The sequence below is a fragment of the Neoroseomonas marina genome, assembly GCF_012927745.1.
GTDB classification, from domain to species: domain Bacteria; phylum Pseudomonadota; class Alphaproteobacteria; order Acetobacterales; family Acetobacteraceae; genus Neoroseomonas; species Neoroseomonas marina.
Map to the genome: position 1 here is coordinate 308,677 of NZ_JABBKX010000005.1, position 23,197 is coordinate 331,873.

The 23,197-nt window shown below is 69.8% G+C and carries 20 protein-coding genes; 4 read left to right on the forward strand and 16 right to left on the reverse strand.

Going from position 1 to position 23,197, the window contains the following annotated elements; all coding sequences use genetic code 11:
* Window positions 1–18: 18 nt before the first annotated feature.
* Window positions 19–828, reverse strand: coding sequence for an IclR family transcriptional regulator (locus GWK16_RS16440; RefSeq protein WP_170055050.1), 810 nt, complete (start codon window positions 826–828; stop codon window positions 19–21).
* Window positions 829–981: 153 nt separating this feature from the next.
* Here GWK16_RS16440 and GWK16_RS16445 point away from each other — a divergent pair, with 153 nt between their 5' ends.
* A complete protein-coding gene (locus tag GWK16_RS16445) occupies window positions 982–1,584 on the forward strand; it encodes a Bug family tripartite tricarboxylate transporter substrate binding protein (RefSeq protein WP_170055051.1) in 603 nt (200 codons plus the stop codon).
* Between the two features lie 3 nt (window positions 1,585–1,587).
* Here GWK16_RS16445 and GWK16_RS16450 read toward each other — a convergent pair whose 3' ends face one another.
* The 7 genes from GWK16_RS16450 to GWK16_RS25310 form a co-directional block, all read right to left on the reverse strand.
* Window positions 1,588–2,610: a succinylglutamate desuccinylase/aspartoacylase family protein gene (locus GWK16_RS16450; RefSeq protein ID WP_170055052.1), complete on the reverse strand. Its 1,023-nt coding sequence runs from the start codon at window positions 2,608–2,610 to the stop codon at window positions 1,588–1,590.
* A gap of 8 nt (window positions 2,611–2,618) precedes the next feature.
* Entirely contained in the window at window positions 2,619–3,602 is a 984-nt protein-coding gene (locus tag GWK16_RS16455; RefSeq protein WP_170055053.1) for an ABC transporter ATP-binding protein, read from the reverse strand.
* Window positions 3,599–4,576 carry an ABC transporter ATP-binding protein gene (locus GWK16_RS16460; protein WP_338144493.1) on the reverse strand — a complete coding sequence of 326 codons (978 nt, stop codon included), beginning with the start codon at window positions 4,574–4,576 and terminating at the stop codon, window positions 3,599–3,601. The genes GWK16_RS16455 and GWK16_RS16460 overlap by 4 nt, the downstream gene beginning before the upstream one ends.
* Window positions 4,573–5,457, reverse strand: coding sequence for an ABC transporter permease (locus GWK16_RS16465; RefSeq protein ID WP_168040671.1), 885 nt, complete (start codon window positions 5,455–5,457; stop codon window positions 4,573–4,575). The genes GWK16_RS16460 and GWK16_RS16465 overlap by 4 nt, the downstream gene beginning before the upstream one ends.
* Window positions 5,450–6,394: an ABC transporter permease gene (locus tag GWK16_RS16470; protein WP_170055054.1), complete on the reverse strand. Its 945-nt coding sequence runs from the start codon at window positions 6,392–6,394 to the stop codon at window positions 5,450–5,452. Before GWK16_RS16470 ends, GWK16_RS16465 begins: the two co-directional genes overlap by 8 nt.
* A gap of 4 nt (window positions 6,395–6,398) precedes the next feature.
* A complete protein-coding gene (locus GWK16_RS16475) occupies window positions 6,399–7,970 on the reverse strand; it encodes an ABC transporter substrate-binding protein (RefSeq protein WP_170055055.1) in 1,572 nt (523 codons plus the stop codon).
* An 87-nt stretch (window positions 7,971–8,057) separates the two neighbouring features.
* Window positions 8,058–10,253, reverse strand: a complete 2,196-nt coding sequence (locus tag GWK16_RS25310) for a N,N-dimethylformamidase beta subunit family domain-containing protein (protein ID WP_248291424.1) — start codon at window positions 10,251–10,253, stop codon at window positions 8,058–8,060.
* A gap of 122 nt (window positions 10,254–10,375) precedes the next feature.
* On the opposite strand from GWK16_RS25310, the gene GWK16_RS16485 reads away from it, so the two are divergent.
* Complete coding sequence (locus GWK16_RS16485; RefSeq protein WP_170055056.1) at window positions 10,376–11,140, forward strand: class II aldolase/adducin family protein; 765 nt, start codon at window positions 10,376–10,378, stop codon at window positions 11,138–11,140.
* Window positions 11,141–11,143: 3 nt separating this feature from the next.
* Here the strand turns inward: GWK16_RS16485 and GWK16_RS16490 are convergent, their stop codons facing one another.
* From GWK16_RS16490 to GWK16_RS16510, 5 genes are read right to left on the reverse strand one after another with little or no spacing between them, the layout of a single operon-like run.
* On the reverse strand, window positions 11,144–12,730 hold the full coding sequence (locus tag GWK16_RS16490) for an ABC transporter ATP-binding protein (RefSeq protein ID WP_170055057.1): 1,587 nt from the start codon (window positions 12,728–12,730) through the stop codon (window positions 11,144–11,146).
* Complete coding sequence (locus tag GWK16_RS16495) at window positions 12,727–13,560, reverse strand: ABC transporter permease (protein WP_170055058.1); 834 nt, start codon at window positions 13,558–13,560, stop codon at window positions 12,727–12,729. The genes GWK16_RS16490 and GWK16_RS16495 overlap by 4 nt, the downstream gene beginning before the upstream one ends.
* Entirely contained in the window at window positions 13,560–14,537 is a 978-nt protein-coding gene (locus tag GWK16_RS16500; RefSeq protein WP_170055059.1) for an ABC transporter permease, read from the reverse strand. The genes GWK16_RS16495 and GWK16_RS16500 overlap by 1 nt, the downstream gene beginning before the upstream one ends.
* A gap of 4 nt (window positions 14,538–14,541) precedes the next feature.
* Complete coding sequence (locus tag GWK16_RS16505; protein WP_170055060.1) at window positions 14,542–16,134, reverse strand: ABC transporter substrate-binding protein; 1,593 nt, start codon at window positions 16,132–16,134, stop codon at window positions 14,542–14,544.
* Between the two features lie 21 nt (window positions 16,135–16,155).
* Complete coding sequence (locus tag GWK16_RS16510) at window positions 16,156–16,944, reverse strand: VOC family protein (RefSeq protein WP_170055061.1); 789 nt, start codon at window positions 16,942–16,944, stop codon at window positions 16,156–16,158.
* A gap of 42 nt (window positions 16,945–16,986) precedes the next feature.
* On the opposite strand from GWK16_RS16510, the gene GWK16_RS16515 reads away from it, so the two are divergent.
* Window positions 16,987–18,360 (forward strand): MFS transporter, encoded by a 1,374-nt coding sequence (locus tag GWK16_RS16515; RefSeq protein ID WP_248291425.1) that lies wholly within the window; start codon window positions 16,987–16,989, stop codon window positions 18,358–18,360.
* A 15-nt stretch (window positions 18,361–18,375) separates the two neighbouring features.
* Here the strand turns inward: GWK16_RS16515 and GWK16_RS16520 are convergent, their stop codons facing one another.
* Complete coding sequence (locus GWK16_RS16520) at window positions 18,376–19,128, reverse strand: SDR family NAD(P)-dependent oxidoreductase (RefSeq protein ID WP_170055062.1); 753 nt, start codon at window positions 19,126–19,128, stop codon at window positions 18,376–18,378.
* A gap of 122 nt (window positions 19,129–19,250) precedes the next feature.
* On the opposite strand from GWK16_RS16520, the gene GWK16_RS16525 reads away from it, so the two are divergent.
* Window positions 19,251–20,594: a GTPase gene (locus GWK16_RS16525; RefSeq protein WP_170055063.1), complete on the forward strand. Its 1,344-nt coding sequence runs from the start codon at window positions 19,251–19,253 to the stop codon at window positions 20,592–20,594.
* Here GWK16_RS16525 and GWK16_RS16530 read toward each other — a convergent pair.
* Together GWK16_RS16530 and GWK16_RS16535 are read right to left on the reverse strand one after the other, a co-directional pair.
* Window positions 20,591–21,502 (reverse strand): glycosyltransferase family 2 protein, encoded by a 912-nt coding sequence (locus GWK16_RS16530; protein WP_170055064.1) that lies wholly within the window; start codon window positions 21,500–21,502, stop codon window positions 20,591–20,593. The genes GWK16_RS16525 and GWK16_RS16530 overlap by 4 nt on opposite strands.
* A complete protein-coding gene (locus GWK16_RS16535) occupies window positions 21,499–23,175 on the reverse strand; it encodes a glycosyltransferase (RefSeq protein WP_170055065.1) in 1,677 nt (558 codons plus the stop codon). Before GWK16_RS16535 ends, GWK16_RS16530 begins: the two co-directional genes overlap by 4 nt.
* Window positions 23,176–23,197 lie beyond the last annotated feature (22 nt).

Consider the following 23,197-nt stretch of genomic DNA (forward strand, 5'->3'; position numbering starts at 1 on the left):
GTTTCCTCTCGAGTCGTATCAGGCGGCCGCCATGGAGGGGCTGCCGAGCATGCGTGAAATGCGCAGCGCCGTGGCTTTCACCTGCGGGATCAGCGCGGCGACGCGCGCAGGATCCATGCGCGAAGCCGGGGCGGAGATGGCCAGCGCGGCGGTCGGCCGTCCCGCATGGTCGGTGATCGGCGCGGCGACGCAGCGCAGGCCCGCCTCGATCTCCTCCTCGTCCTGCGCATAGCCGTCGAGGCGCACGCGGTGCAGCCGCTCGCGCAGCGCCTCGGGGGTGGTGATGGTGTTGGCGGTGAAGCGCGGCAGTCCGTGGGCGGTGACGACGGCGTCCACCTCGGCATCCGGCAGGTAGGCCATCAGCACCTTTCCCAGCGCGCTGGCATGGGCGGGGCTGCGCTTGCCGACGGTGGAGTGCATGCGGACTGCGTGCGTGCCCTCGACGATCTGCACGGTGACGACGATGCCGTCATGCAGGATGCCGACATGCACCGTCTCGCCGGTGCTCTCGGCGAGGTCCTGCAGCGGCGGCAGGGCCTGCCAGCGGAGCTGCTCGTTGCGCACGGCCGCGGCCCCCAGGGCATGCAGCCTGAGGCCGAGCGAATAGCGCCCGGTCGCCGCGTCCTTCGCCAGGTAGCCGAACTGCTCGAGCGTATGGAGCACGCGGAAGATCGTCGCCTTGTTCTGCCCCAGATGGGCGGCGAGGTCGGCCAGGCCCCAGGAATCCCGCGCGGCGAAGCAGTCCAGCACCTCCAGCCCGCGATGCAGCGAGGCGAGCAGGTAGGGGTCCTTCGTGCTGGCCGGGGCGGGCGGATCGGTCGGCATCATGGTGGTTTCCAGTCCGGGGCAGGCGATCGGGAATCGCCTGCCGAAATGCGTTACCGTTCTAGATACACTTGACGCAGAAATCCGAAAAGCGTTTCGCTATGCGTAACACGAAAGGCGGCAGAACCAGCCGCCAGGCTCTGGAGGAACGATCGGATGAAGCGCCTATTCGCCGCCGCGGCGGCGCTGCTGCTGGGCTGCGCCTTGCCGGCGCGCGCGCAGGATTTCCCCAACCGCCAGATCAGCATGATCGTCGTCTTCGCCCCGGGCGGCGCGACCGACGTGCTGGCGCGCATCGCCGCGGAGCACATGTCCCGCACCCTCGGCCGCAGCGTGGTGGTGGAGAACGTCTCGGGCGCCGGCGGGCAGCAGGTGGACAGCGCCTGCGTGCTCGCCCCCGCCGCCGTGCCACAGATCCAGGCCGGCACCATGCGCGGGCTGCTGACCGCCGCCGCGACGCGCAACCCGAATGCGCCGAACGTGCCCTCGGCCGCCGAGGCCGGCGTGCCGGACTACATCTTCCAGGGCTGGAACGCGGTCTTCGCGCCGCGTGGGACGCCGGCGCCGGTGGTGGCAAAGCTGGACGGCGCGTTGCGCGCGGCCCTCGCCGATCCCGCCATCCGCCAGCGGATCGAGGCGCTGGGCTCCATCCCCGCCGCGCCCGACCAGCAGGGCCCCGAGGCCCTCGCCCGGCTGGTGCGCAGCGAGGTCGACCGCTGGTCGACCGTGGTGCGCGCCGCCGGGATCGAGCCGCAGTAACGGCTAGACGGCGAGGTCGCTCGCCAGGTGGAACAGGCAGTCCCCGCGTTTGGTCCGCGCGGGGATGCGCTTGCACATGACGATGCCCGCGGCCTTGAAGGCGATCTCGACCGGCGGCAGCCAGGGCGTCTCGGGCATGTGGATGCGCGCGGCGGGCGTGCCCGGTGCGACCGTGTCGCCCAACTCGACCAGCGGTTCGAAGACGCCGTTCTCGGGCGCATAGACGTACATCTCGGGTCCGCGCACATCGAGGAAGCGCGTCGGCGCCGGTGGTTCGACGAAATGTTCCTGCCCGAGGATGCCGAGATGGGCGAGAAGGTTGCGCAGCCCGCGTTCGGCGATCGCGAGGCCTGACGCGTTCACCGCCCCCGCCCCGCCGAGTTCCGTCCCGAGCGCGATCTTGCCGCGCCGGTCCGCACCGGACCCCAACGTCTGGTCGCCGCCCTGCCCCTGCGCCCCGCCCTGGATGTAGGTGTAGGGCGCGCCGAAGGCCCGCAGCGCGGCGAGCTGCTTCTGGTACAGCACCGGATCGGCCGACTGCTTGGCGAGCGCCGTCGGGATGTAGTTCAGCGAGGAACCACCCGAATGCAGGTCGATCACCAGGTCGGCCAGCGGGATCAACTCACTGTCGATGTAGTGCGCGATCTGCCGCGTCACGGTGCCGTCCGGATCGCCCGGGAAGATGCGGTTCATGTTGAGGTCGTCGATCGGCGAGACGCGGCGCCCGATCAGCGCCGCCGGGTAGTTCGCCATCGGCATCATGATGACGCGGCCCTTGATCATGCCGGGCTCGAGCCACTTGATCAGGTTCGTCAGCGCGACCTGGCCTTCATATTCGTCGCCGTGGTTGCCGGAGGTGAAGAGCGCTGTCGGCCCCTCACCGTTCTTCACCACCACGATCGGCACAGGCAGGAAGCCGTAGGCGGAGTCATGCGTCGAATGGAACAGGCGGATGAAGCCCGTCTGCTTCCCGTCCTTCGCAAAGTCCACTTCCGGGACCAGGCGGGACTTCCGTTGTTGGGACATGGCGTTCCTCAGATATCGGTCAGATGGCAGGCGACCTGGTGGCCCGCGGCGGCCTCGCGCAGCTCCGGCGCGCGTTCGCGGCAGACGGGCATGACGTGCGGGCAGCGCGTGTGGAAGCGGCAGCCGGAGGGCGGATTCAGGGCGGATGGAATATCGCCCGCAATGCGCTGGCGCCGGCCGCGCGAGCGCTGCGCGGGATGCTGGGCCGGCACCGCGGCGATCAGCGCCTGGGTGTAGGGATGCAGCGGCGCGGCGTAGATCGTCTTCTTGTCCGCGACCTCGACCACCTTGCCGAGATACATCACCGCCACGCGGTCAGAGATATGCCGCACCACGGACAGGTCGTGCGCGATGAACAGGTAGGTCAGACCCATCTCCCGCTGCAAATCCTGCAGCAGGTTGACGATCTGCGCCTGTACCGAGACGTCGAGTGCCGAGACCGCCTCGTCGCAGACGATCAGCCGTGGATGCAGGACCAGCGCGCGAGCGATGCCGATGCGCTGGCGCTGGCCGCCCGAGAATTCATGCGGGAAGCGGTCGAGCGCGCGCGCCGGCAGGCCGACCTTCTCCAGCATCTGCGTGACCTGCTTCCGGGTCTCCGCGCCCGGCTTCGCGCCGTGGATGACCAGCGGCTCGGCGATGATGTCCTCGACCGACATGCGTGGGTTCAGCGCGCCGTAGGGGTCCTGGAAGATGATCTGCATGGACCGGCGATAGCCGCGCATCTCCATCCGGCCGATGCGGGTGATGTCGTTCCCGTCGAAGGCGATGGTGCCGGAGGTCGGTTCGATCAGCCGCAGCAGCAGCCGGCCGAGTGTCGACTTGCCGCAGCCGGATTCGCCGACCAGGCCGAGCGTCTCGCCGGCGTTGATGGTGAAGGAGACCTCGTCCACCGCCTTCAGCGTCGCGGCCTTGCGCAGGCCGAAGAAGCCGCCGCCGCCGACCTCGAAATGCTTGGACAGGCCGCTCGCAGTGACCAGGGGCGTCGTCATGCCGGCGCGAGCTCCTGCGCGCGGAAACAGGCGACGGTGTGGGCAGGCTCCAGCAGCTCGAGACCCGGGATGGCTTCGGAGCAGGCCGGCAGCGCGTGGCTGCAGCGCGGGGCGAAGCGGCAGCCCGGCGGGCGGCGCGCGGGTTCGGGGAGCGTTCCGGGAATGGCAACCAGGCGCGGCTTGTCCTCGGTCAAGGAGGGGACGCATTCCAGCAGACCACGCGTATAGGGGTGCAGCGGGCGGTCGAAGACCTGGGCGACGGGGGCTTCCTCGATAACCCGGCCGGCATACATCACCAGCACGCGGTCCGCGGTCTCCGCGATCACGCCCATGTTGTGGGTGATGATCATGATCGCCATGCCGAACTCGTCGCGCAGGTCCATCAGCAGGTCGAGGATCTGCGCCTGGATCGTCACGTCGAGTGCCGTGGTCGGTTCGTCGGCGATCAGCAGCTTCGGATTGCAGGCGAGCGCCATGGCGATCATCACGCGCTGCCGCTGCCCGCCCGACATCTGGTGGGGATAGTCGTCGAGCCGCTTCGAGGCGGAGGGAATGCCCACCTTGTCCAGCATGTCGATCGCGCGCTTGCGCAGGTCCGCCTGGGACAGGCGTTCATGCGCCGCGATCGTCTCCATGATCTGGTCGCCTATGGAAAAGACCGGATTCAGGGAGGTCATCGGCTCCTGGAAGATCATCGAGATCCCGGGGCCGCGGATGCGCTGCATGTCGCGGTCCGACATGCGCGTCAGGTTCTGTCCGTTGAAGACGACCTCGCCGGCCGCCACACGGGCCGGGGGCTGCGGCAGCAGGCCCATGACGGTGAGCGCCGTGACCGACTTGCCGGAACCGGACTCGCCGACGATGCCGAGGATCTCGCCTTCCTTCAGCGAGAAGGAGACCTCCTCGATGGCGTTCACCTCGCCCCGCCCGGTCATGAAGGCGGTGGTCAGGCCGCGGACCTCGAGAAGATTCACTGCTGGATCCTGAGCCGCGGGTCGAGCACGTCGCGCAGACCGTCGCCAAGCAGGTTGAGCCCCATCACCGTGATCATCAGCGCGACGCCGGGAATGGTGATGATCCAGGGGGCCTCGCGCATGAAGTCGCGGCCCTCGGCCATGATGTTCCCCCAGGTGGGCGTCGGCGGCACCGCGCCGACGCCGAGGAAGGAGAGCGTCGCCTCGCTCAGCACCGCATAGGCGAAGAGGAACGACAGCTGCACGATCATCGGCGCCATGGCGTTGGGCAGGATGTGGTGGCGCAGGATGCGCCAGTGTCCAGCACCGGCGGCGACCGCGGCCTGCACGTATTCCATCTCCCGCAGCACGATGACCGACGAACGGACGATGCGCGCGGTACGCGGGATGTAGACGATCGACAGCGCCAGGATGACGTTCAGCGTCGATGGCCCCAGCACCGAGGTCACGGCGATGGCGAGCAGGATCGCCGGGAAGGCCATCAGCGCGTCGTTCACGCGCATCAGCGCATTGTCGAGACGGCGGAAGTATCCGGCGAGCGCCCCGATCAGCGTGCCGAACACCGCGTTCAGCCCGACCACCGACGCCCCGATGATCATCGACAGCTGCGCACCCCAGACCACCCGCGACCACAGCGAACGACCGAAATTGTCGGTGCCGAACACCCAGGCCTCGCCGGGCGGAAGGAACTTGTTGCGCATCGACAGGCGCTGCGGATCGGCCGTGGTGATCCAGGGCGCCGTGATGGCGATGACGGCGATGACGCCGAACAGCAGCAGCCCGGTGACGAACAGGCGATGACGGAACAGCCGCCGCAGCGTCGCCCGCGCGGGATGCTCGCGCTTGAGCGCGATGCCTTCGGCGTCCGCGACGTCACTCATAGCGCACCCGCGGGTCGAGCACGGCGTAAAGCGTGTCCACCGTGATGTTCACCAGCACCAGGAAAGTCGTGACCAGCAGCAACCCACCCTGCACCATCGGATAGTCGCGGCTCAGCACCGCCTGGGTCAGCAGCTGGCCCATGCCGGGCAGGGAGAACAGTGCCTCCGTCACCACCGCACCGGACAGCAGCAGGGAGACGATGATTCCGACCACCGTCACGATCGGGATCAGGGCGTTCGACAGCGCGTGCTTCAGCACCACCTTGCGCTGCGGCAGCCCCTTGGCGCGCGCGGTGCGGATGTAGTCCTGGCGCAGTACCTCGAGCATCGACGACCGCGTGATGCGCGCCAGCAGCCCTGCCTGCAGCAGCGCCAGCGAGAAGGCCGGCATGGTCGTGCTGGCGAGCCACCCCGCCGGATCCTGGCTGAAGGCCACATAGCCGCCCGAAGGCAGCCAGCCGAGATGCACGGCGAAGAGGATGATCATCAGCAGGCCGAGGAAGAAATTCGGCACCGAGATGCCGATCATGGCGAACATCATCGCCGCCTGGTCGATCCAGGAATTCTGCCGCAGCGCCGCGACGATGCCGCTGGCGATGCCGATCAACAGGGTGAAGACCAGGGCATAGAGCGACAGCCCGATCGTCACCGGCAGCCGTTCCATCGTCGCGGCAAAAACGCCCTTGCCCAGCAGCAGCGACCTGCCGAGGTCGCCCCGCGCCAGCCCCTGATAATAGTCCAGCAGCTGCATGTAGATCGGCTGGTCGAGGCCGAGGTCGCGGCGGAGCTGCTCAATCTGCGCCGGCGTGGCGGAAACACCTGCGATGGCCGCGGCCGGATCGCCGGGGATCAGCCGCATCAGCCCGAAGGAGATCAGGCTGACGATGAGGAGAACCGGGATCGCGCTCAGCAGGCGGCGGAAGGCGACCCTGGCCATGGCGTTATCGCTGGACCCACACGTTGGAGAAGCGCGGGATCCGGTAGGGCACGAAGCCCTGCACGTTGGACCGCACCGCCTGCACCTTGGTCAGCGATCCGAAGGGAATCGCATAGACCCGTTCCAGCACCAGGCGTTGCATGGTGGCGAAGGCGGCCTGGCGGGCTTCCGCGGTCCGCTCGTTGTTCATTGCGGTCCAGGCGGCCATCACTTCCGGATCGTCGCGGTCGTCCCGCGGGCGATAGGCGGCATTGGGGCTGACCAGGAACTGCATGGTCGCGAGTGCGCCGAGCGCCGGCTGCGTGCCCCAGCCCGTATGGTAGAAGTGCCACTCGTCGCTGTTGAGTCGCTGCGACATCTGCACCGAGGTCGGCCAGTCCACGACGCGGAGGTTCGCGTTGATCCCGATGGCGCGCATCTGCTGCTGCATCACCAGCGCTGCGTTGTACATCGGCGGATAGTCGCGGTTGGTCAGGATGGTGATCGGCTCGTTGCGGTAGCCGGATTCCCGCAGCAGCGCGCGGGCGCGCGCCTGGTCGTTGATGTTGTAGGTCTCCTTGCCGGCGTCCGTGTAGGCGGGGCGGCCCGGGAACTGGAAGCCGACGTTCAGGCGGTAATTGCCGTCCGTCGCCGCATCCATGATGTCTTCCATGCCGAGCGCGGCCTGCACCGCGCGCCGGAACGCCAGGTTGTTGGTCGGCGGCGTCGAGGTGTTGGGCAGCGCGATCTGGATCCACCAGTTCTCGAGCGGCAGGATGGTGATCGCGTTGTTGCGGCGCAGCGCCTCGACCGAACGGGTCGGCACGTCCTCCACGGCATGCAGCTCGCCGGTCTCGAGGCCGGCCACGCGGGCCGAGGCCTCGGTCACGATGCGGAAGGTGACGGTGTCGACGCAGGCGACGCGATAGCCCCCGAAGCCGGTCCGCTGCTCGAAGGCCGTGTTCGGCTGGTAACCGTCGAAGCGGCCGAGGCGCGCGTGGCTGCCGGGCGTAAATTCCAGAAGCCGGAACGGCCCGGTGCCGACGGCGCGCAGCTGCTGCCGATCGTCGTTCTCGTGCTCGGAGGGAATGATGACGATCGGCACGGAGAAGGAGGACAACGCCTCGATGAAGGTCGGCTGCACCTGCTTCATGCGGATGATGAAGGTGTGCGGGTCCGGCGTGTCCCAGCCCGCCACGTTGTCGAGCGTGCTGCGCTGCAACCCGACGCGGTTGTAGCGGTTGAAGGAGGCCGCGACGTCCGCCGAGGTCATCGGCTTGCCGTTGTGGAAAGTGATGCCGCGGCGCAGCCGGAAGGTGTAGGTCATGCCGTCCGGCGCTTCCTCCATGCTCTCCGCGAGCTCGAGGATCGGACGGTTGTTCTCGTCCCGCGTCATCAGCGATTCGTAGATGTTCATCGCGATGTTGCGGGTGGAGATGGTGCTGGACGTATGCTGGTCCAGCGAGTTCACGTTGGCTTCCTGCCCGAAGACGATGTCGCCGCCGCGCGACGGGCATTGGAATGGTGCCGCGAGGGCCGCCGCGGGCAGGGCGAAGCCCGCCGCGAGGATCGAGGACGCAAGTCGAGAGCGCTTCATGAGCACCATCCCCCGGAAAATGCGTGATCCACCCGAATTGCGCGAAGCGTCCGACGCGATCCGCGGCCTGTCAACCGGGGATGATCGTCATTGCGCTGCGAAACGGCGCAGCACGTTCTCCATGATGCGGCTCACGGGCCCCTGGAAGGCGCCATCCTGCCACAGGCTTCCGCACCAGGTGATCGACCCGGTGGCAAAGACGGCGCCGCCGCCGGGCGTATCGAAGTAGACGATCTCGGCGCGCTTCAGCGCATCGGGCCTTTCACCCGTGACAGTCGCGACATGGGACAGCAGTTCCTCCGGCACCGTGACGAAGGAGGACGGTGGGTCCTCGGATCGCGCGAGGATCGCCGTGCCCTCCGGCGTGCCGAGCGCGAAATCCGCGCGGTCCAGCTCGAAGCCCGCGGCGCCGCCGCCCGACAGGCCGTAGCCGCCGAACGTCTCGCCCTCCACGCCGTCGAAGATCCAGGCGTGCCTGGGATCGCGCCCGAGCGGCAACAGGCGGTAATGCGTTCCCTCGAACAGACCCTGCCCGGAGAAGCCGACACCGGCCAGCATCTGCGGCGGCCGCCTGTTGCGCCGCCACAGGCCGCCATAGGCGCCGTCGGTCTGGTGCCAATACTCGCCCGGTTCGGCTGCCCAGGCCCGGATGCCGCCCTCGGCGCGGCGCAGTTCCATCATGCCTGGCAGCGTCTGCGTCACCGCGATGCGCCAGTAGAAGCCATTGCCGCCGAGATACATCAGCCGCCCGCCGTCCCGCGTGTAGGCGGCCAGCGCATCGAGGGTCTGCAACGTGTGGTACTCCGGGTGGGAGCCGGTCATCACCACGCTGTACGGCTTCAGCAGATCGACGCCCTCGTCGTGCAGGTCCTCATCGGTGATGACGTCGAAGGCGATGCCCTTGGCCTCGAGCCAGGCCAGCAGATGCGTATCGGCCGGATAGTGCCGCAGCCCCGATCCGCGCGCGTCGTTGAAGGTTAGGAAGCCCGGCCGCATGGTCAGGATCGGCCGCAGGCGGGACGAGAAGGCGATGCCGCTCCCGTCCGGGTGCTTGTTGTAGGTGGACCGCCCATAGGCCGGATAGTCGTCGGGATTGTGCGGATAGGCACCCCAGGCCGCGACGCGCGCCTTGTACGCCGCATCCGCATTCCCCCGCGCATGGTTGGCGTAGGCCTGATAGGTGAAGGTCGAGGCGAGGAAGGCGACCCTCGCCTGCGCCTCCCCGCGCGGCGGCAGGACGTAGAGCGGCAGCCAATCCTCCCCGCCTTCGCAGGTGAGGTGAAGCGCGTAGGCGCCGCTGCGGAGGCCGGCCGGCACCTCGAAGGCGACGTCCGCCTGCCAGCCGCAATCGCCGAGGTCGTCGGCGTGGAAATGGATCGCGGCGTAGTCCTCCGGCGCGTGGCGCCAGCACATCTCGCGCCCCGACCAGCGCGCGCCGACCACGGCGCGGGTCGGGATGTTCACCAGGTAGCCGTCGCAGGCCTGGCCGCCGACGTCGAGGATGCGCTGCGTCGGAATGTCGAGCCCGAAGTCCCAGCCGGCGATCGGCGCCAGCGTGGCGAGTGGTGCCTCCGGATGCGGCCAGGCGTCGCGATAGCCCTCGAGCAGGGCGGGGTCCTCGATCTTGCCGGTGAAGTGGTTGGACGGCTCCGCGGTTCCGTTCGCCGCGATGGTGATGCGCCCGCCCCCCGGCGGCATCCGCAGCCCAGGCACCACCGTGGTCGCCACCGTCGCCGCGCCGCCGTCCAGCGGCACCATGCCGACCGCGACGCGGCCAGTGCCGGGATCGGCGCTCAGCCAGACGCGGTGCCACCGACGTAGAGCAGGCGCGCCTCCCGTCGCGACGACGACGGCCCGCGCATCGGCACTCACGATGCCGGTCACGCCGTCGCGCCCGATCGCCAATGTCGCCGCGATGCCCCCCGCCACCTCGCACAGGATCGTCGCCTCTCCCGGCGGCAGGGCGGCCATCCAGACCAGCGCCGTCCAGGTCAGCGGTCCGGCCGCGCGGCGCGGCGCGCGCGGCACCACCGCGTGGGACCCGAGCCGGATCGGCTGCCGCCGCCCGGCGAAGGTGAGATCGACGTGGTGGGACAGGTCCTCGAAGCGCAGTCCCGGGCCGGCCGGGTTCGGATCGCCGGAGATGACCCGGACCAGACGCGCCCGCGCCGTCCCGCCGTCCCGCACGCTGACATGGGCGGTGAAGCGTTCGCCAGGCCGGTGGGAAAAGCGGTCGAGGTAGCCCGTGATCGGCAGTTCGGCGATGGACAACGGCGGGGACATGGCAACACTCCTCGGCAGCAACGGCGCCAACGTCCGGCGATGGCGCGCGCGCGTCAACGGCACCCCATTGGCGTCGCTGCGCGGAACGTGCCAGCCTTGGCCCGGCAGCGCAGGAGGCCCCGATGGCGACCATCGTCCGCAACCTCACGAGCAGCAAGGCAGAGGAACGCGAATGGGCGCTCCGCTGCGACATGGCCGCCGTCTTCCGCATCGGTGCGCGGCTCGGCTGGAACGAGCATATCGGCAACCACAATTCGCTGATGCTGCCGGACGAGGCCGAGCCGACCTTCCTCATCAACCCGCGCGGCTACCTGTTCCAGGAATTGCGGGCGAGCGACCTGATCGTCTGCAACCTCGACGGCCAGGTGCTGCGCGGCAAGGGCGAGCTCCGCAAGGTCGCCTTCCACATCCATTGCCGCATCCACCTGGCGAACCCCAAGGCGACCTGCGTGGTGCACGTCCATCCGCGCTGGCTGACGGCGCTGTCGATGATCGAGGGCGCGGAATTCTCCCTCTCGCACCACAACAGCCTGCTGCTGAACGACCGCACGGTCTACGACGGCGACGGCGACCAGCCGGTGCACACCAATGACGAAGGCGACCGCATCGCGCGGCTGATGGGCGACAAGACCATCATGGTCATGCGCGGGCATGGCGTGACCGTGGTCGGGCCGACCGTCCACGACGCCTTCGACGAGACCTACATGGCCGAGCGCACGACCATGTACCAGATGACCGCGATGCAGACGGGCCTGCCGCTGCACAAGCTGCCGGACAACCTGCGCCGCCACCACACCGGCGCCTGGGGCGAGAAGCTCGACGCGCGGCTGCACCTCGACGCCTGGCGCCGCGTGCTGGACCGCGAGGAGCCCGACTACGCGACCTGAGCGTCAGGTCCCGAACAGCGCGCGGCCGGGGATCGCCTCGATCAGGCTGCGCGTATAGACGCTGCGCGGGGCGGCGAAGACCTCGCCGATCCGCCCCGCTTCCTCGACCACGCCGTTGCGCATGACCGCGACCTCGTCGCAGAGCTGCGCGGCGACGCGCAGATCATGCGTGATGAAGAGGATCGAGAGGCCGAGCCGATCCTGCAACTCGCGCAGCAGCGCCAGCACCTGCGCCTGCACGCTGACGTCGAGGGCCGAGACGGGCTCGTCCGCCACTAGCACTTCCGGCTTCATCGCGAGCGCCCGGGCGATGCCGATTCGCTGGCGTTGGCCGCCGGAGAATTCATGTGGAAAGCGATCCACCGCATCCGGGTCGAGGCCCACGGTGCAGAACAGCTCTCGGGCCTCCGCCATCGCCTGCGCGGACGGCGTGCCCGCGGCGATCGGGCCCTGCGCGACCTGCGCCCCCACCTTCCGTCGCGGATTCAGCGAGGCATAGGGATCCTGGAATACCATCTGCACCAGGCGCGCGGCATCACGCCGGCGCTTCGGCAGCGGCGCCCCGCCGACCACGATCTCCCCGCCATCGGATCCGAGCAGCCCGACGACGCAGCGCGCCAGAGTCGACTTCCCGGATCCGCTTTCGCCCACGATCGCGAGCGTCGAACCGCGCTTCAGCGCCACGGACACGTCGTCCAGCGCCCGCACCGGCTTGCGGCGGCGGAACACGCCGCGCGAGGCGTAGGTCTTGGTCAGACCACGGACCTCGAGCACCGTGTCGGGCGAGAGGTCGCGCGGTTCCGGCGCATGCAGCCCCGGCACGGCGGCGAGCAGCGCACGGGTATATTCATGCTGCGGGGAGGTCAGCACCTCCCGCGTGGTCCCTTCCTCCACCACATGACCGAGCCGCATGACCGCGACGCGATCCGCGATCTCCGCCACCACGCCGAAATCATGCGTGATGAACATGACCGCCGTGCCATGGCGCTTCTGCAGGTCCTTGATGAGCGCCAGCACCTGCGCCTGGGTCGTGACGTCGAGCGCGGTGGTCGGCTCGTCGCAGATCAGCACTTCCGGTTCCAGCGCGAGCGCCATGGCGATCATCACGCGCTGCCGCTGCCCGCCCGACAGTTCATGCGGATAGGCACGCACCGCGCCCTCAGGATCCGGCAGGTTCACCTCGCGCAGCGCAGCGACGGCACGGCGCTGCGCCTCCCGCGCATCAAGGCCAAGATGGACGCGCCACATCTCCTCGAGCTGCGCGCCGACCGTCATCAGCGGGTTCAGCGCCGTCATCGGCTCCTGGAACACCATCGCGACGCGGCGGCCGCGGATGGCGCGCCATTCCTCCGGCGATTTGGTGCAGAGATCCTCGCCCGCCAGCGCCATGCGGCCGCTTGCGATGGACAGGCCCGGCGCCAGCAGCCCCATCACGGCGGAGGCGGTGACCGACTTGCCCGACCCGCTCTCCCCCACCACGCAGAGAATCTCGCCCGAGGCGACGCTGAGCGAGACATTCTCGATCGCGAATTCGCGGTCCGCCCCGCGCGGCAGGCGGATGGTCAGCCCCTCGACGGCGAGCCGCGTCATCGGCTGGCCGCCAGGCGCGGGTTCAGCGCGTCGTTGAGCCCCTGCCCCACCAGCGACACGCCGAGGATGGTCAGCAGGATCGCGACACCCGGAATGGCCGAGACGTACCACTCCGTCCGCAGCACGTTGCGCCCGAGGCCGATGAGGTTCCCCCAGGACGGCACGTTGGGATCGGAGAGCTGCAGGAAAGCCAGTGCGCTCTCGAGCAGGATCGCCACCGCCATGACGACCGAGGCATAGACGATCACCGGCGGCAGCGCGTTCGGCAGCACCTCCCGCACGATCAGGTGAAGGTCGGACAGACCCTGCACGCGGCAGGCCTGCACGAAGTCCCGCGTGCGCAGGGTGAGGAACTCCGCCCGCGTCAGCCGCGCGACCGGTGGCCAGGAGACGAGGCCGATGGCGATCGTCACCGTCTCGATGGTCGAGCCGAACACCGCGACGAGGACAAGCAACAGCAGGAAATTGGGCAGGGTCTGGAAAGCCTCCGTGACGCGCATCAGCGCCGTATCCGTCATCCCGCCATAGAAGCCGGCCAGCGCGCCGATGGCGATGCCGATCATCACCGCGATGGAGGTCGCGACGAAACCGATCAGCAGGGACACGCGGGCGCCATGGAACAACTGCGCCGCGATGTCCCGGCCCGAGGGATCTGTGCCCAGCGGAAACCGCGGATTGGCCCCCGGCCATTGCAGCGGCCGGCCGGCGAGGCCCAGCGGGTCATCGGGATAGAACCAGCTCGCCCCCACGCCCATGACGACCACAGCGAGCAGGATCGCGGTGCCGATGAGCGCCGCCGGGCTTCGGCCATAGGCTTTCAGCGCCCGCATCAGGACCCCGCCGAGATCCGCGGATCGAGCCGCGCATAGAGGATGTCGACGAGGAAGTTGATGCAGATGACCAGCACCGCCGAGATGAAGGCGATGCCGAGCAGCGTGTTGAGGTCGCGCTGCACGACGCTCTCATAGGCAAGCCGGCCGAGACCCGGCAGCGCGAAGACGCTCTCCACCACCACCGACCCGCCGAGCATCGTGCCGGCCTGGAGCCCGATCAGCGTCACCATCGGCAGCATGGCGTTGCGCAGGACGTGGCGAGCCACGACCCGCGTCTCGCTCAGCCCCTTCGCCCGTGCCGTGCGCACGAAGTCCAGCGACAGCACCTCGAGCATCGAAGCCCGCATGATGCGCAGGTAGATGGCAAGGAAGATCAGCCCCAGCGTGAGCGTCGGCAGCACCAGGTAGCGCGCGATGTCGAGCACGGCGGCAATGCCGGTCAGGTTCTGGGTGATGTCCCCGAAGCCGCCCGCCGGCAGCCATTGCAGGTAGACGCTGAACAGCACGATCGCCATCAGCCCGAACCAGAAGGAGGGCGTCGCGTAGAACACCAGCCCCAGCGTGGAGATCAGCGTATCCGGCCACTTGTTCACCCGCCGCGCCGCCACCACGCCGAGCACGAGCCCGAAGAAGAAGGCGAAGGACAGCGCCGAGACCATCAGCAGCAGCGTCGCCGGCAGGCGCTCGAGGATCACGGTCGCCACCGGCTTGCCGTAGATCGAGGAGAAGCCGAGGTCGAGCGTCACCAGCCGCATCAGGTAGCGCCCGAGCTGCGCCGCGATCCCGACATCGAGGCCGTAGAAGCGACGCAGTTCCTCCGCCAGGGCCTGGTCCCCGCCGCCCATCTGCGCCATCAGCGCATCGACCGTGTCGCCCGGGGCGAGCTGCAGCAGCAGGAACAGCCCGACCAGGATGAGGAGGAGCGTGGGCAGCGAGGCGGCGAGCCGCCTCAGCGCAAGCTGCAGGACCCTCAAGGCGTCACGAGGCCAGCCAGGTGTCGTGCCAGGTCGAGGACGCCCAGCGCGGGTTGTTGCCGGCATTGCGGATTCGCCGGTTGAAGACCGAGACGAAGATCTGCTCGATCGGCATCCACAGCGGGAGCTCGGTCTGCGCCGAGCGCACGAAGTCCGCGTAGAGCGCCTTGCGCTTCACCGGATCGACCTCGGTCGCCGCGGCGTCGATGATTCCGTCGATACGGTCGTCCTTCCAGCCCCACTGGTTGGTCCAGGGGGCGCCGCGCGGACTGCCGGAGCGGTACCAAACTGTCGTGCTGACCGCGGGATCGCTGCGGTACTGATGCCAGCCGGAGGCGAGATCGAAATTCCAGTCGTTGTAGACGCTGCGCAGGAAGCCGGCGGCGTCGTTGCGAACGATCTCGACGCGAATGCCGACCTGCTGCAGCGATTGCTGGATGAAGGTCGCCCAGAGGGCGATGTCCTCGCCCCAGGGCGCGGGCAGCAGGCGCACGCTGAAGCGCACGCCGCCGGCACCGCGTCGCTGGCCGGCCTCGTCGAGCAGCCGGTTCGCCAGAGCGACGTCGTAACCGTACTGCGGCATCGGCGCGGTCGGGTAGTAGTCGGTCGACACGGAGGGGATCGGTCCGGTGCCCGGCTTCGCGAAGGGCCCGAGGAAGTTCTCGATGAAGAAGGGCACGTTCAGCGAATGCGCGATCGCCTTGCGCACGCGGATATCGGCCAGCACGGGGTTGCGGAAATTGAACTCGAGCGTGTTGGTGCGGACATTGCCCTCGTTGCCGCGCGTCGTCGCCTCGAAGCGCGGGTCGCGGCCCAGGCGCTGCAGGTCGGCGATGGACAGCGAGGAATAGGGGCTGAACAGGATCTGCCCGGATTCCAGCTGCGCCGCCGCCGCGGCACGGTCGCTGACCACCCGCCAGACCACGCGGTCCAGGTAGGGCATGTTGTCGCGCCAGTAGTTCGGATTGCGGTCGGCGATGATGAACTGCCCGCGCTCGTACTGGACGAACTTGAACGGGCCGGTGCCGATCGGCGCGGTGTTGGCCGGGTTCTGCCGGATGTCGCCGGTCTCGAACACATGCTTGGGAGAGACGTAGCCGAGATCGGGCAGCGCGCGCAGCAGCAGGCCCTGCGGCATCGGCTTCTCGTACTTGAAGACGGCCGTGTGCGGGTCGGGTGTCTGCACCTCGGTCAGGAACTGCTGCAGCGTCGTCCCGTAGTTGAGGATCTTCTTCCACATCTCCATCGCCGTGAACTGCACGTCGGCGGAGGTGAAGGGCTTGCCGTCATGCCAGCTCACCCCGCGGCGCAGGCGGAAGGTATGGGTCAGGCCGTCCGGCGCGGACTCCCAGGACTCGGCCAGCACGCCGACCGGATTGCCCTGCGCGTCGAGGTCGAGCAGCGCCTCCTGGATCTTGCCGCCGACGATGTAGACGCCGGTCGAGGCCTGCAGGGACGGATTGAGGATGCGCTGCTCGGTCGCGAAATGCACCGTCAGCGCGCCCCCGCGTCGCGGTGTCTCCTGCGCGGCGACAGGCACCGGCAGCATGGCCGTGGCGCCGAGAAGCAGCATCTCGCGGCGGGTCGGTTCGGACATTCTCGTTCTCCTGGCGCGGGATCAGGCGGGTTCGAAGATGACGGCAACGCCGGTGGCGAAGCCGGGCGGACGGGGCCTGGTCGAGCCGAGCACCATCGCCGCCCCGCCTTCGCGCGGCAGCGCATCCTCGGCGCAGCCGGCAAGGGTCGCGATCGCGGCGCGCGGTGCGAAGCCGATCGAGCCGCGACCCGGGCCGGTGTCGACGACCCGGAAAGCGCCGTCCGTCCGGACACCGCCTTCGATGGCATCCGCAAGGCCGGCAGCCGCAGCCACGGGATCGTCCGTCGCGACCAGCACGCGACGGATGCGCGTCACGCCGTTTGGATGCGCCTGCAGCGACGGAACCCACACCGCATCGCGTGTGTGGTGCTGGCAGGCGAAGATGCCGAGGCCCCCGACGCGCTGGGTCGGCGGCCAGCGGAACACGGTGAAACGCGCCTCGGTCTCGCTGCCGTCCGGCAACGGGACAGGACGGCCGAAATCGACGGGACCGATGGCGTCCACGCCGCGCGCGCGCAGGGCAGAGACGCCCGCGGCGGCGTCGGTGGTCGTGAAGGCCGCGCGATCGAGTCCTTCGCGCCGTGCCACGAAATCCCGCAGCGCCTGATTGTGCGGCGTCGGCGCCACCACGCCGAGCAGTTCGAGGTAATCCTCCCCGAACATCATGGTGTAGTTGGCGCTGCCGATATGCGCGCTGTGCAGGCCGCGCGGCGACAAGGTGAAGCCGAGCGCCGCCCAGGCGGCGGCCGCGGCATCGAGGTCACGCACGGCGACGACGAGGTGGTCGAGCCCCGTCAGGCTGGTCAGCATGCTCGTCTCCCTGATGGGTGGGAATACTAGGCTCCGACCGTGATGCGCCGCAACATGGGGGCGCGGGACTTCGCCGGCGCGCATCACTGCCCCATACTCGCCTCGGGTACCGGAACGGTGCCCAGGGGGAAGTCGATCCATGTCCGCCGGCCAGGCCAGGTGAGCACCGTACCGCGCGCCGCCGTTCTCGCGCCTTTCCGCCAGCGCAGCTTCCGCTTCCAATGGCCCGCAGACCTCGCCACGTCCTGGGCCTTCGAGATGGAGACCCTGATCCTCGCCTGGTACGTCCTGGCGAAGACGGGATCGGTTGTGGTCCTGACGCTGTTCGGCGCCCTGCAGTTCGTCGGCACGCTCATCTCCCCGATGTTCGGCGTGATGGGCGACCGGCTCGGGCATCGGCGGGTGCTGATCGCCATGCGCGCGACCTACCTGACATTGGCGCTGACGCTCGCGGGCCTGGCGATGACGGGCATGCTGGGCATCGCGGCGATCTTCGTTGTGGCACTACTCGCCGGGCTGGTGCGGCCTTCGGATATCGGCATGCGCAACGCGCTGATCGGCGCGACCATGCCCGCGCCCTACCTGATGGGTGCGATGGGCATCGAGCGCATGAGCGCGGACACGGCCCGCATCGTCGGGGCCTTGACCGGCGCAGCGCTGGTCGCGGCCCTTGGCGTCGGGCCAGCCTATCTGGTCGTGGCGGGCCTCTACCTGACGAGCCTTCTGCTGATGACGGGCATCGAGGAGTCGCGCATCCACGTTCCCGTGGAGGCCGCACCGGCGACGCGCGTCTGGCGCGACGTGCTGGATGGTGCCGCCTATGTGCGCGCGGCACCGGCGTTGCTCGCCGCCATGTGCCTCGCCTTCCTCGCGAACTTCCTCGCCTATCCGCTGACGGGCGGGCTGCTGCCCCACGTCGCGCGCGACATCTATGGCATGGACCAGGGCGGGCTCGGGCGGCTGATCGCCGTCTTCGCGACAGGGGCGCTGATCGGATCGATGGTGCTGAGCGCCCGCGGCGGCGCCTTTCCTCCCGCGCGCACGATGCTCGCCGCCTCCCTTATCTGGTTCCTGCTGCTACTCGGCTTCGCGCAGGTCCGCGACGCGGCGGCAGGCATGGTGCTGCTCGCCGCGATCGGCTTCGTCCAAAGCTTCTGCATGGTGCCGATGGGCGTGTTGCTGCTGCGCGTGACCAAGGACGCCTTCCGTGGCCGCGTCATGGGGCTGCGGATGCTGGCGGTCTACGGATTGCCCGTCGGACTGCTCGGCGCCGGGCCGCTTATCGCGTGGTTCGGCTTCGCCGCGACGGCGACGGCCTTCGCAGGCATCGGACTGGTCGCGACGGTGGCCATCGCCCTGGCGTGGCGCCCCTATCTGTGGCCGGCCGATGCCGCGGCCAATGCGCGGCATCGGTGATGTGGGATCGCCTCCTCAGCCGAGGAAGGCGCCGCCATTCACATGGATGGTCTGGCCGGAGACATATCCGCCTTCCGGCCCGGCGAGCATGCGGACCACGTCCGCGATCTCCTGCACCGCGGCCTTGCGGCGCATCGGGATGCCCTCGTCGCGGCCGAGGGTCTGCGGCATCGCGCCGGCGCTCGCGCCGCGCACCGTGTCCACCGCGCCGGGCGCGACGCAGTTGGCGCGGATGCCCTGCGGCCCGAGCTCGACCGCCAGCGCGCGGATCAGCCCCTCGAGCCCCGCCTTGGACGCAGAGACATGCGCGCGGTTGGGCGTGCCGACATGCGTCGAGATGCCCGAGAGCGCGATGACAGACCCGCCGCCGCGCGCGATCATCTGCGGCACGATGGCGCGGGTCAGGATGAAGGCGCCATCGAGGGCGACGGAGAGGATCTCCCGCCATTCCTCGAGGCTCATCTGCAGGAACGGCGTCTGCCGCCGCAGCCCGGCGTTGGAGACCAGGATGTCGACACCACCGAGCGACGCGGCGACCCGGTCGGCCATGCGCGCCACCTGGCCCGCCGCGGAAACGTCGGCGAGGATCGCCTCGGCGTGGCCGCCGGCGTCGCGGATCTCCTGCGCCACGGCCTCGATCGCCGCCTGGTCGGAGCGCCCGTTCACCACCACCGTGGCGCCGTCGCGCGCGAGCGTCAGCGCGATGGCCCGCCCGATGTTCTTCCCCGCGCCGGTGACCAGCGCGACCTTCCCGTCCAGCACGCCCATGATGCGTTTCCCCTCGCAACGACCCCGCGCCGATAGCATGCGCCGCGCCGGCGCGGCAGGGCCCGCGCTTGACGGCGCGCGGACCGGGCTGCTGACCTTGTGCACAGGGACAGGAGACGGCCATGACCGCAGGGGCAACGACACGCCGGCGCGTGGTGATCCTCGGCGCCGCGGGGCGCGACTTCCACGTCTTCAACACGGTCTACCGCGAGGATCCGTCGCGGGAGGTCGTGGCCTTCACCGCGACGCAGATCCCGAACATCGCCGGGCGGGCGTATCCGGCCGCGCTCGCAGGGCCGCTCTACCCGGCCGGCATCCCCATCGAGGAGGAAACGACCCTGCCCCGCCTGCTGCGCGACCGCGGCATCGACGACGCGGTCTTCGCCTACAGCGACGTGCCGCATGGGCATGTGATGCATCTCGCCTCCATCGCATTGGCGGCGGGGGCGGATTTCTCGCTGCCGGGGCCGAGGGCGACGATGATCCCCTCCAGTCGCCCGGTGATCGCGATCTGCGCCGTGCGGACCGGCTGCGGCAAGTCGCAGGTCGCGCGCTGGATCGCATCCCGCCTGAAGGCGCGCGGGCTGCGCGTCGGCGTGCTGCGCCATCCGATGCCCTATGGCGACCTGGCGCGCCAGGCGGTGCAGCGCTTCGCGACGCGTGCCGACCTCGACGCCGCCGACTGCACCATCGAGGAACGCGAGGAATACGAACCCCACATCGCCGCCGGCGGCGTGGTGCATGCGGGCGTCGACTACGCCGCCATCCTGCGCCAGGCGGAAGCCGAGAGCGACGTCATCCTCTGGGACGGCGGCAACAACGACTTCCCTTTCATCCGGCCGGACCTGCTGATCACGCTGGTTGACCCGCTACGGCCGGGCCATGAAAGCGCCTACCACCCCGGCGAGGCGGTGCTGCGAATGGCGGACGTCGTTCTGGTGGCGAAGGCCAACGCGGCGCCCGCGGGGGCGGTCGAGCAGGTCGCCGCGGCAGCGCACGTCCTGAACCCTGGTGCAACGCTACTGCGCGGCGCGTCCCGCATCACGCTCGAGGATGCGGCGGCCGTGCGCGGGCGGCGCGTGCTGGTGGTCGAGGATGGACCGACGCTGACCCATGGCGGCATGGCGACGGGGGCTGGATATGCGGCGGCGCAGGCGGCCGGCGTCGCGGAGATCGTCGATCCCCGGCGCTCGGCGACGCCGATGATGGCGCGAGTCTACGCCGCCTTCCCGCATCTGGGGCCCGTCCTGCCAGCCATGGGCTACGACCCTGCGCAACGCGCGGCGCTGGCGGCGACCATCGCGGCGTCGGACGCGGATGTCGTGGTCTCCGGCACTCCGGCGGACATCGCGGTGATCCCAGGGCTGGGCAAGCCGGTGGTGCGCGCGCGCTATGCCTATGAGGAGGTCGAGCAGCCCGCGCTCGGCGGCGTGGTGGAAGACTTCCTCGCCCGGCGCGGCCTCTAGCCCTCGCGCCGCACCGCGCGGTCGCGCCAATGCCGCGGCAGCTGCGCGAGGAAGCGCAGCGGCCAGGCCGGGTCCAGGGCGAAGCCCGCGGCCATCGTCCGCAACGCTGTGCCAATCCCGCTGGCGCGCGCCTGTACCATGGCGCGGTAGCCGACCGCCCAGGCGTGCCAGCGCCGATAGGCGGCGCGCTCGGCTGACGCCGGCGGCGTCTCCGCCAGCCGCGTCCGCGCCAGCTCCAGCAGATGCCGCGACAGCTTGTCGCGCAGGTCGCCTGCCGCGAAGGTCAGCGAACCGGCATGGCTGCGGTAGCGGATGACGGTGTCGGGGATGATGACGTGCCGCGGCGCGAGCAGCACCAGCCGCAGCCAGAAATCCTTGTCCGCGGCGAGCGGAAACCGGTCGTCGAAGCCCTTCACCGCCTCGATCAGCGGGCGCCGGTAGAAGGCTGCGTTCATGGTCGTAACATTGCCGATCGCATTCGCTTCGGTGAGCCCGACCGCAGCGGCGCCGGACAGGTGGCGCGTCACGACCTCGCGTCCGTCCCGCTCGGTGAAGAATTCGGCGGCGCCGATGACCATCTGGATGGATGGATCGGCCAGCGCGACCTCCGCCGCGGCGAAGGCGCCCGGCGCGTAGAGGTCGTCACTGTTCAGCAGGCCGACGATGTCGCCGGTCGCGCGCCGCAGTCCCTTGTTGATCGCGTCGTAGAGGTTGCGGTCCTTCTCCCGCACCACGGTCAGATGCGGGTAGCGCGCCAGCACCTCGGCCGTGCCGTCGGTCGATCCGCCATCGACGATGATGTGTTCGACGGAGGGGTGGTTCTGGGCGAGGACGCTCTCGATCGCCGCCCCGATGGTCGCGGCACGGTTGAGACAGGGCGTGACGATGGTGAAGCGGGGCGCGGTCATGCTGCGCCATCCTCGCCGCGCGCGCGCTTCCCGGCCAGTAGGGACCGCAGCCGCCGCAGGCCGCCGCCGAGGATCAGCGACTCCGCCAAGCGGCCGAGGGCCGGCGAGAGGCGATCGGCCGCAGCGACGCAGTCCAAGGCGATCCGGGCGGGCCGCGTGCGCCGGGCGGCCTCGGCTGTGGCCGTATCGGCGGCCGCGAAGGCATCGCGCAGGCGGCCGGCGGCGGCAGGGCCCGCGCGACGTTCCACGAGTGCAATCCAGCCGGCACGGTGGTCGGATTCCGGGCAGGTGGCGAGCACCTCGTCGGCGTCGTGGATGAGCGCCCCTTCGTCGTGCCAGCGCAGCAACAGATCGCCGAGTTCCGACGGCGTCGCGGGCGGCGATGCGCCGATCCGTCGTAACGCATCGGCGCGCAGCAGCGTGGCCGCGGGCGCTCCGAACCCCGCGACTTCGGCGCTGCCCGCCGTCACGCGCGACCAGGCCGCCGCGATGTCTGCGGTGCGGCGAAGATGTTCCGCGCCATCGGCGGTACGGACCAGATGATGGCCGCGGATCGCCACCGCTTCGGGTGGGGCGCCGGCCAGCGCGGCGGCCAGCATCGCGGGTTCCGCCACGGCGTCGCCCGCCGCGGACACGAGGATCCAGGCCGTGTCGGGCATCGTGCCGTCGCAGACGATGCCGATCTCGGGCGCCGCCGCGGCCGGCATCGCGGGCAGAAGGATCCCTCGCCGTCCCGCCGTCCGCGCCAGTGCGGCGGCAGGCGTCGCGACGAACTCCAGAAGCCCCGGCACCGCGGCCTCGAAGCGGCGCCGCCCGACCGCGACGCTCTCCCGGGCGCGGGCGCCGATCCGCCGCGCATCGCCGAAATCCAGCCGCGTCCGCGACCCGGGCGGATAGAGCAGCCCGTTCGCGCCGTGCGAGATCACCTCGTTCATCGTGGGTGCATCCGGCGCCACGACGCAGAGCCCCGCCGCCATCGCCTCGAGGAAGGACATCCCGATGCCCTCGAGCGGGCGGGAGGCGAAGAAGACGTTCGCGCCGCGCAGCGCCGCGTCGAAGGCGTCGCGATCCTCGCCCCAGGTCGTGCGCGTGAGCGTCGCGACATGGGGCGGAGCAGCCAGCTTCCAAGGCGCCTCATGCCCCGGATCCGGCGCGTCATGGATGGCGAGGCTCGCGAAGGGCGTCCCCTCCGTCAACGCGAAGGCCGCCTCCGGCGGGATGTCGCGGCGGCGATACCAGAGGAAGCCGCGCAGCGTGTCGAAGTCGGTGACCGTGGGATGCTGCGCCGGATCGGGAAAGTACTGCACATGCGCATGCAGCGGCGCGCGGCGCATCACCTCGGCGCGCAACGCCCAAGAGAAGCACAGGATCTTCGCCGCGTTCCAGGACGGCTTCCAGACGAAGGCGCCACCGCGGACCATCGCGTCGTACATCGGCGCGAAGGTCACGTTGGGATGGCGACCCGACAGCAGGGCGAAGGCCTCGTGCAGCTGCCAGATCACGATGGCGTCGTAGCGGTCCTCGACGAAGCCCGTACAGCGGTGGCGCACATCGGCGACATCCGCCTCGGCAAAGAAAGTGTCGACCTCGCCCAGGCGTTCGAGCAGGTCGAGGAAGAAGCGGCTGGAGCCCGTCCTCGCGTGGTAGCCAAGGCCGAAGAAGGCGATCCTCATCCCGCGGCCCCGCGCGGCGGCC

Coding starts and splice junctions, on each gene's coding strand:
- GWK16_RS16440 (WP_170055050.1), bottom strand. CDS start 828: ATGATGCCGACCGATCCGCCCGCCCCGGCCAGCACGAAGGACCCCTAC.
- GWK16_RS16445 (WP_170055051.1), top strand. CDS start 982: ATGAAGCGCCTATTCGCCGCCGCGGCGGCGCTGCTGCTGGGCTGCGCC.
- GWK16_RS16450 (WP_170055052.1), bottom strand. CDS start 2,610: ATGTCCCAACAACGGAAGTCCCGCCTGGTCCCGGAAGTGGACTTTGCG.
- GWK16_RS16455 (WP_170055053.1), bottom strand. CDS start 3,602: ATGACGACGCCCCTGGTCACTGCGAGCGGCCTGTCCAAGCATTTCGAG.
- GWK16_RS16465 (WP_168040671.1), bottom strand. CDS start 5,457: ATGAGTGACGTCGCGGACGCCGAAGGCATCGCGCTCAAGCGCGAGCAT.
- GWK16_RS16470 (WP_170055054.1), bottom strand. CDS start 6,394: ATGGCCAGGGTCGCCTTCCGCCGCCTGCTGAGCGCGATCCCGGTTCTC.
- GWK16_RS16475 (WP_170055055.1), bottom strand. CDS start 7,970: ATGAAGCGCTCTCGACTTGCGTCCTCGATCCTCGCGGCGGGCTTCGCC.
- GWK16_RS25310 (WP_248291424.1), bottom strand. CDS start 10,253: ATGTCCCCGCCGTTGTCCATCGCCGAACTGCCGATCACGGGCTACCTC.
- GWK16_RS16485 (WP_170055056.1), top strand. CDS start 10,376: ATGGCGACCATCGTCCGCAACCTCACGAGCAGCAAGGCAGAGGAACGC.
- GWK16_RS16490 (WP_170055057.1), bottom strand. CDS start 12,730: ATGACGCGGCTCGCCGTCGAGGGGCTGACCATCCGCCTGCCGCGCGGG.
- GWK16_RS16495 (WP_170055058.1), bottom strand. CDS start 13,560: ATGCGGGCGCTGAAAGCCTATGGCCGAAGCCCGGCGGCGCTCATCGGC.
- GWK16_RS16505 (WP_170055060.1), bottom strand. CDS start 16,134: ATGTCCGAACCGACCCGCCGCGAGATGCTGCTTCTCGGCGCCACGGCC.
- GWK16_RS16510 (WP_170055061.1), bottom strand. CDS start 16,944: ATGCTGACCAGCCTGACGGGGCTCGACCACCTCGTCGTCGCCGTGCGT.
- GWK16_RS16515 (WP_248291425.1), top strand. CDS start 16,987: ATGCGCCGCAACATGGGGGCGCGGGACTTCGCCGGCGCGCATCACTGC.
- GWK16_RS16520 (WP_170055062.1), bottom strand. CDS start 19,128: ATGGGCGTGCTGGACGGGAAGGTCGCGCTGGTCACCGGCGCGGGGAAG.
- GWK16_RS16525 (WP_170055063.1), top strand. CDS start 19,251: ATGACCGCAGGGGCAACGACACGCCGGCGCGTGGTGATCCTCGGCGCC.
- GWK16_RS16530 (WP_170055064.1), bottom strand. CDS start 21,502: ATGACCGCGCCCCGCTTCACCATCGTCACGCCCTGTCTCAACCGTGCC.
- GWK16_RS16535 (WP_170055065.1), bottom strand. CDS start 23,175: ATGAGGATCGCCTTCTTCGGCCTTGGCTACCACGCGAGGACGGGCTCC.